The sequence below is a fragment of the Pseudomonas sp. G7(2022) genome (assembly GCF_052660475.1).
Map to the genome: position 1 here is coordinate 2573379 of NZ_CP109659.1, position 8189 is coordinate 2581567.

General features: G+C 61.6%; 6 protein-coding genes. 2 read left to right on the forward strand and 4 right to left on the reverse strand.

Features of this window, described 5'->3' with window-relative positions; all coding sequences use genetic code 11:
• Nucleotides 1–230 precede the first annotated feature (230 nt).
• From NE357_RS11560 to NE357_RS11575, 4 genes are all read right to left on the reverse strand, one after another.
• Entirely contained in the window at nucleotides 231–1343 is a 1113-nt protein-coding gene (locus NE357_RS11560) for an alkene reductase (RefSeq protein WP_169429956.1), read from the reverse strand.
• Between the two features lie 148 nt (nucleotides 1344–1491).
• Nucleotides 1492–3729 (reverse strand): xanthine dehydrogenase family protein molybdopterin-binding subunit, encoded by a 2238-nt coding sequence (locus NE357_RS11565; RefSeq protein ID WP_169429957.1) that lies wholly within the window; start codon nucleotides 3727–3729, stop codon nucleotides 1492–1494.
• A complete protein-coding gene (locus tag NE357_RS11570) occupies nucleotides 3726–4199 on the reverse strand; it encodes a (2Fe-2S)-binding protein (protein WP_169429958.1) in 474 nt (157 codons plus the stop codon). The genes NE357_RS11565 and NE357_RS11570 overlap by 4 nt, the downstream gene beginning before the upstream one ends.
• Nucleotides 4196–5461, reverse strand: coding sequence for a cytochrome c (locus NE357_RS11575; RefSeq protein WP_432760320.1), 1266 nt, complete (start codon nucleotides 5459–5461; stop codon nucleotides 4196–4198). The genes NE357_RS11570 and NE357_RS11575 overlap by 4 nt, the downstream gene beginning before the upstream one ends.
• A 311-nt stretch (nucleotides 5462–5772) precedes the next feature.
• Between NE357_RS11575 and NE357_RS11580 the strand changes: the two genes are divergently transcribed.
• Both NE357_RS11580 and NE357_RS11585 read left to right on the forward strand, forming a co-directional pair.
• Complete coding sequence (locus NE357_RS11580; RefSeq protein ID WP_169429960.1) at nucleotides 5773–6972, forward strand: MFS transporter; 1200 nt, start codon at nucleotides 5773–5775, stop codon at nucleotides 6970–6972.
• A 100-nt stretch (nucleotides 6973–7072) separates the two neighbouring features.
• Nucleotides 7073–7978, forward strand: coding sequence for a LysR family transcriptional regulator (locus tag NE357_RS11585; protein WP_169429961.1), 906 nt, complete (start codon nucleotides 7073–7075; stop codon nucleotides 7976–7978).
• Nucleotides 7979–8189: the final 211 nt, after the last annotated feature.

Genomic DNA, 8189 nt, shown 5'->3' on the forward strand with positions numbered 1-8189 from the left:
CTCTTTTATCTCAGGATCGGCTTGAACGTTGCTCAACTGCCCAAAAGTTTCATCGCCCCAGGGCTTCCGAAGCGTCGGACCACTCGGCGATAAATAAATCAGATATGGGATATTTCAAAAAAGGGGACGGATTTATTTTCTGAAAATAAATCCGTCCCCTTTTCCCGTTGGCGCGCCGCTCCTGCCAGGCAGACAGGGATCCCAATGGGCGCACAGGTTGTCATGGATAATCAGGAGTGAACCGGGTAATCCACATAGCCACGCTGGTCGCCACCGAAGAACGTGCTCGGGTCTGGGGTATTGAGCGACAACCCGTCGCGAATTCGCCTTGGCAGATCGGGGTTGGCCAGAAACGGTCGGCCGAACGCGATGATGTCCGCGCGGCCATCAATCAGGGCCTGTTCCGCCGTCTCGGGGTCGTAGCCTCCGGCGATCATCAGCACGCCGTGCCAGTCCGCACGCAGCTGACTGATGATGGCGTCCCAACGCGGATCGTAGTTTTCATCCTTGACGGTGCCTACGACGGCGGGCTCGACCAGATGCAGGTAGGCCAGTTTCCAGCGATTCAACGAACGTACGATATAGCCGAACGTCGCTTCAGGCGTTTCATCGCCCATGCCCATGAAGCGCCCCATCGGCGTCAGACGAACGCTCACGCGCTCTTCACCGATTTCGTCGACCACAGCGGCGACCACTTCCAGCAACAGGCGTGCACGATTTTCCAGGTTGCCACCGTACGAATCTTCGCGCTGGTTACTGTTGCTGTTGATGAATTGATCGAGCAGATAACCATTGCCCGCGTGAATTTCCACGCCATCCATCCCGGCGTTCAGCGCATTGCGCGCGGCTCGGCGGTAGTCGCTGATGACATCGGCAATTTCCGACGTCTGCAGTGCGCGCGGCACCGGCACATCTCCCCAGATCCCGTTGCCATCCGCATCGACGATGAAGGTCTTGCCCGGGACGGGCAATGCGCTCGGGGCCACCGGCAATGCGTTGTCGGGTTGAAAGCTGGGGTGGGATACGCGACCCACGTGCCAAAGCTGCATGAAGATCAACCCGCCAGCCTCATGTATCTGGCGGCTGACTTCGCGCCAGGCCTGCACCTGTTCATCGCTATAGATTCCAGGCGTCCAGGCATAGCCCTGGCCCTGGCGGGAAATCTGCGTTGCTTCGGTGATGATCAACGCGGCACTTGCGCGTTGGCGGTAGTACTCGGCGTTCATGGCCGTCGGGATGTCGCCGGGTTGTCCGGCGCGTGAGCGGGTCAGCGGCGCCATCGCCACCCGATGGGGGAGTGTGTAGGGGCCCAGGGCGATAGGGCGGAACAGGTGCTGCGTCATGAGAGTTCTCCAGTCTTTGTAAAGCGTCGGCAGAGGGTGTCGGACGCTGGGTCTGGCACCGGATGGCCTTACGTTAAGCGGATGCTCTGCGCTTGATAATCCATGCGTGTCGCTACGCTGCATTGCGTGGAATGCAACGCTGCGACGTTCAGGACGGTTGTTCCGAGCGAGTCAGAGGAAGGTTCAACCAGCGCCGGCCGGTGGCGTTCGTCACGGCATTGCCGATGGCCGCCGCCATGGGGCCCTGGACGATTTCGGCAGCCCCCAGAAACGGCTGTCCGGGCTGGTCGAGCAGATGAACGTCGACCTTTTTCGGTACCTGCGTAAAGCGCAGGATCGGGTAGCCACTCCAGTCGTAGCTGCGTATGCCGCCGGCGTCATAGGCGACTTTTTCATACAGCGTCCAACTGGTGGACTGGACAATCCCGCCTTCGACCTGATTGCGCAGCCCGTCGGGATTGACGATCTGTCCCACGTCCACTGCCGTGACGACATGATCGATCTGCACTTCGCCGGTCTGCGGATGCACCCGAAGACGCACGGCGATGGCGCAATAGCCCATGATGTTTTTGTAGCGAGCGAATGCGAAGCCGAGGCCCGCGCCAGGCTCGCTGCTTTTTTGCGGCCAGTCGACAGCGTCGCGAACCTGCTCCACCACGGCCCGTGCCCGGGGATCCGTCAGGTGCGCAAGGCGCAAGGCAACCGGATCAGCCCCGGCACTGGCGGCCAGCTCGTCCAGGCACGCTTCAATCGCGAAGATGTTGATGTGCGCGCCGAGCGAGCGCATGGCCGAGGTGCGAAACGGCATCTCGGTGACGAAATTCATGTTGATGCGCTTGGAGGCCAATGTGTACAGCGGCACCGCATTGCGATCCCCGTCGCCTTCAGGTTGTGCGATCGGCACCGACGGCGCGGAGACGAAGGGGCGAGCCAGAAGTCGCGCCGGAAGCAATCGTCCGGCATTGACGATGCGTTCGTTGTGCGGTGTTGTCCACAGTTCATAATTCCAGTCCTGCAGTCTTGCGTGTGCATCGAGGTTGGCTTGCACTTCGGTGACCATCGCTGAACTGTAGGGCTCCCAGAGGTTCTCCTGTTCGCGCATCCATTGCACTCGCACCGGCGTGCCCGGCAGTTGCATCGCAATCAACGCTGCGTCGGCCGCCGCGTCGTCTGCGCCGTTGTGGCCGTAGCAGCCGGAGCCTTCGGTATGAATACAACGAACGCGCTCTGGGGGTAATCGCACCATTTCGGCGATCCCGGCACGCAGGGGATACACGCCCTGAGTGTGGGTCCAGACGGTGAGGGTGCCGTCCTTGAACCAGGCCACGGCGCATGACGGGCCGATGGAGCCGTGCATCAGATACTGCTTGGTCACGCGTGCGCGATAGCTGTGGTCGGTCGTGCCCCGCGGCGTGCCCTCCTGGCTGATGGGGTAGCGGCGTGAGGGGAGGGTCTCCAGCAACCCATGGATGTCTTGCGCCTCGGGTATCGCCTGTCCGCCAGTCCAGCGCGCCGATTCGTAGCCGCTGCGCATGGCTTTGATGGCTTGCCACTCGTCACGCGCCACCACGGCCAGATAGTTGCCGTCGCGAATCACCTGCACCACACCGGGCAGCGTTTCGATCGATTGCGCGTCGAAGGTTTCCAGTGTGCAGCCTGGCCGAGGCGGGCGTATGACCCGGGCGTGCAGCATGCCCGGCAGACGTATGTCCTGAACAAACGCGGCGCCGCCGCTGACTTTGGCCGGAATATCCAGCCGCTGCAGCGAATGGCCGATCACCTTGAATGATGTCGCGGACACGCTCGGCGATTCGGCTTTGGCGTAGAGGTGCAGATCGACGTTTTTGACGGCATCGGCATAGGACATTGTTTGTCCGGTGGGGCCGTGAATGATGCCTTCCCGGGTCGTCAGCCGGGCAGGCGCTATCTCCCAGCTTCGCCCGGCTGACGCCAACAGCAGCTCTCGCACCTGTGCCGCCGCATTGAACAGCGCGGTTCCGCTGTCGAAAATGCTGTGGCTGCCGGCGGTATAGCCCTCGTTGGGTGTCAGTGCGGTGTCGGCGGTCAGCAGGTTGATCGCTGTCGGGGACACCTCCAGACGTTCAGCGGCAATTTGCAGCAAGGCTGTTTTGACGCCGGTGCCCAGTTCAACCTTGCCGGTGTAGACGGTGATGCCTTCAGGGCCGACGCGGATCCAGGCATCAAGCCAGGGGTTGGTACGCAGGCTGCCGGGGAGGTCAGGCGCCAGCACCACGGTGCCAAGCGTATCGACTTCGGTGTCCGCCCAGGCACGCCGCGTTGCGGGCAGCAGGGTAAACGCTACCAGCAAGGCGCCTCCACGCAAGAATGCGCGGCGACCGTGATCGACCTCTTTGATCCTTGTCATGGTGCGCTCCCGTTTTGCCCGGCCACCAGGCTGATCGCTTCGATAATCCGCAAGTGAGTGCCGCAGCGACACAGGTTGCCTGCCATGTGCTCGCGAATGGTCTCTTCGTCCGGGTGTGGGTTGCTTTCCAGCAATGCCTGCGCGCGCATCAACATGCCGGCAATGCAGTAACCGCACTGAGCCGCCTGTTTGTCGATAAAGGCTTGTTGCAAAGGGCCGGGATGTTCGGCGGTGCCGAGGCTTTCGACCGTTCTGACTTTTTTGCCATCAAGGCCCGCGCAGGGTGTCAGGCAGGAAAAAACGGGCTGGTCATCGACGATGACGGTGCAAGCGCCGCATTGCCCCAGACCGCACCCGTACTTGGCGCCGTTCAATCCCAGATGATTGCGCAGCGCGTAGAGCAGCGGCATGTCAGGTTCCAGCTCCAGAGTCTGGGCGGAGCCGTTGACGTTGAGTGTGAGGTGGGTCATTTCGTCTCCTGACGTAGCGCTTCGAGAGTGGCAGAAAGGTCTGTCCAGGGCTGGTCGGGTCTGGCTTGTCGACGCAGGTATGTCGCCAGGGCTGTGAGTTGATCGTTGTCGAGGCTGGCGGCAAACGGCGGCATCACCGGTCCGGGCAAGCCCGGCGTTACCGGGATGCCTTCGAGCACGGTTTTCAGGAAATTGCGCGGGTGTAAGGCTTGCAGCGCTGACGTGCGATCCAGTGACGGACGCCCGTCGATTTCGCGCATAGGTGCCGCGGCGGCATGGCAGCCGGCGCAGGCGCTGGCGAACAGCAGGGCGCCCGTGGACTGATCGGAGAGGCCTGCGTTCGCCGTTGCATCTTGCGTTTCGGTGATCGCTTTGTTTGCCGGCAGGCTCAGCAGATACTCGGCAATCGCCTGTGCATCACCGACCGGCAAGGCGGCCAGACCGAGGCTGACCGGGCGCATCGGGCCGGCCGCCGTGCCGTGTCCGTCCACCACGTCGGCCCGCAGATAGCTCACCAACTGATCGTTGCTCCACGCTTTTGCACGGTGAGCCATGCCGAGCAGCGACGGTGCTTCCCAGCCGTCCACGACACCGCCCGACAGGCTTTCACCGGACTTCTCGGCACCGATCAGGTTCAACGGAGAATGACAGCCTGCGCAGTGCCCGGGCCCTTCGACGAGATAGCGCCCGCGATTCCATGTATCAGATTGCTGCGCCATTGGCGTCAGTGGTTTTGCATGCAAGAACAGCAGATTCCAGAACGACACCAGCGGGCGGATGTTCATCGGGAAATTCATGCGGTTTTCCCGCGGCGGCGAGTTCACGGCCGGGCCGCTCATCAAATAGGCATAGGCATCGGCGATGTCCTCTGCGGTCATGCGCCGGTAGTGAACGTACGGAAAGGCCGGGTACAGGAAGTGGCCGTCGCGGGAGATTCCTTCACGCATCGCCCGTTCGAACGCCGGCAGCGACCATTGCCCGATGCCGGTCTGCGGATCGGGTGTGATGTTGGTGCTGTAGAGCGTGCCGAACGGCGTCACCAGGGGCAGTCCCCCCGCCAGGTGTTGGCCGCCGGGACGTGTATGGCACACGGCACAGTCACCGGCCTCGACCACTCGCGCACCGCGCTGCAGTTGCTCGGAACTGAATGTTCGCGGACGTTCGACGGGCTCGATCGCCGGGCGCCACATCAGTACGACAGCCCCGATTGCACCGAGTGAAGCGACGACTGCTGCGCTGATCCACAGAGGCTTGGATCTCAAGAACTGACCTTTCATGAGGACGTGACCTGCGAGAGACGCGGGGCGGGCATCAATGACGGATTCGAGACCATGAAGAGCTCCTTGGGCGACCGGGAAGGGGCGCCGATGGGGAGCCCTGTGCCAAGTACTCAAGGGTAGAGAGGATGTCGGCGTTCGGGTATTGCCGGAGCACGCAACAGAGTATTGCGTCAACAGCAACGTGCCGTTCGTTGCGGATGACGCATCACTCAATTGCCCGAAGGATGGATTCTCGGGGGCGACCGGAGTCCTTAGCCTTGCCATCACTTTCGCAAATCAGATGAGGTGTCACCATGCTCACGGGTAACCCGGCCGCTGCAGCCAAGGCCGAACAATCCGCTTCTCTCTCCGGCCTGATGGTCGCCTTCCTTGCGTTTTGCTGCGGCGCGGTCGTGGCCAATCTCTATTACGCGCAACCCATTGTCGAACTGATCGCGCCGCAGATCGGCCTGTCCAGCGCCAATGCCAGCCTGATCGTTTCGCTCACGCAGTTGGGTTATGCGTTGGGACTGCTGTTGCTGGTGCCGCTGGCCGATCTCATGGAAAACCGACGTCTGGTGGTGGGATTCACTCTCGCGGCGAGCGCGACCCTGATGGGTGCCGGCCTCACGCATTCGCCATCGATGTTCCTCGTTCTGTCGTTGCTGATCGGTCTGACTTCGGTAGCGGTGCAGATTCTGGTGCCACTGGCCGCGCATCTGGCGCCTGAAGCAACCCGTGGCCGCGTGGTGGGTAACATCATGAGTGGCCTGTTGCTGGGTATTCTGCTGTCGCGTCCGCTGTCGAGCCTGTTGGTGGACGTATTTGGCTGGCGCGGGGTGTTTTTCAGCGCGGCGGCACTGATGGCCTTCATCGCCCTGATCACTGCGATTGTGCTGCCGCGACGTGTTCCGTCACATCAGGCGACTTACGTGGCGTTGATCGGCTCGGTGTTTGCGCTGGCTCGTCGTTATCCGGTTCTGCGCCAGCGTTCCTTGTATCAGGGATTGTTGTTTGCCAGTTTCAGTCTGTTCTGGACCCTTGCGCCCATCGAGCTGATGCGTCACCACGGTTTCAGCCAGGTGCAGGTTGCGATTTTTGCTTTGGTCGGCGCCGTCGGTGCAGTCGCAGCGCCAATTGCCGGACGCCTGGCCGATGCCGGGCATACCCGGCGCGGGACACTCGTTGCACTGCTGCTGGCGCCGGTCTCCTTGCTGATTGCTGCATTGCCCGGCAGCGGTTACATCTGGCTGGTCGTCTGTGCGGTGCTGCTGGACTTCGCCGTGCAACTGAACATGGTGCTGGGCCAGCGTGAGGTGTACGCCATCGATCCGCACAGCCGTGCGCGCCTCAATGCGGTGTACATGACCAGCATTTTCGTGGGCGGGGCGTTGGGATCGCTGGTGGCGAGCCCTCTCTACGAGCATTTCGGCTGGCAGCTGTCTGCCGTCAGCGTGGCATTGCTGCCGGCGCTGGCCCTGGCGATGTTCCTGGGGCACAAGGCAAATGCCTGAGGCACTGGAATCGCGGGGGGCGATGGGGCACGGTCATACAAGACGCCTGGCGTTTGGTGATGCACAATCAGCCCCGTTCCTTTTTGACCGGGTCGCGCTTATGGACAAGTTACTGGCATTGAAGATGTTTGTTGAAACCGTGCGTTGCGGCGGCTACTCCTCTGCGGCGCGCAAGCTCGGTATTTCGACTTCATCGGTGACTCGCCAGGTGGCGGGGCTGGAACACGAGCTGGGTGCCAGCCTTCTCAACCGCACGACACGCAACACCAGCGTGACCGTCGCCGGGCAAAACTATTTCGAGAAGGCTGTGGCCATTCTTGATGCCATCGACGAGGCAGACGCGATCGTCGCGGACCGTGGAAGCGAGGCGCAAGGGCGCTTGCGCATCAGCGTTCCGGTGGAGTTTGGTCGAAGGATCATCGCCCCCCATCTGGGCCGGTTGCTCGAGCGACATCCGGGACTGGAATTAAGCATTGCGTTGAGCGATCAGGTCAGCGACCTGCTGAGCGAACAGATCGATGTGTCGGTGCGTCTAGGGTCGTCAGTGGTCAGTGAAGACATCGTCAGCAAGCGGGTCGGCGCTTTCGAACGCTGGGTGGTGGCCAGTCCGGATTACCTGAGTCGTCACTCGGTGCCGTGTCATCCCCGTGACTTGCTCGAGCACGCCTGCCTGCGCTTCGATTACGCGGGGTCTCACCAGAACTGGACGTTCCAGGGCGATGAGGAAACCATCCAGCTCAACGTGCACGGTCGCCTGCAAAGCAACAATGCCGACATCCTGCGAGAAGCGGCAGTGGCGGGCGGCGGGGTGACATTGCTGGCCGACTGGCTGGTGCGCGACGATGTTGCGGCTGGCCGGCTGACACGGTTGTTGGCACGTTATGAAGTCAATCCCGGCAGTGCGAGCAGTTGCATCAACGTGTTGTATTTGCCCAATCACCGGGGTTCGAGCCGAATCAATGTGTTCATTGATTTTCTTGAGGAGATTCTTGCGCCAGGTTCATAGACCTCACGCACACACAGCATCTCTGTCCCTTTGCCATCGTCACAACCATGTAGGAAACGTCCGATATTTATTTCGCAAAATTCCTACATTTTGTTTGCCTCCCTAACAAAAAACGTGGTTATTATCCGCCGGCGCTTCGGGTCACAAACCCGGCGCCAGAAGATTGCCGTGTGCCCACAGGCCCGGCAGTCGCAGCCGATCGGGACCACCC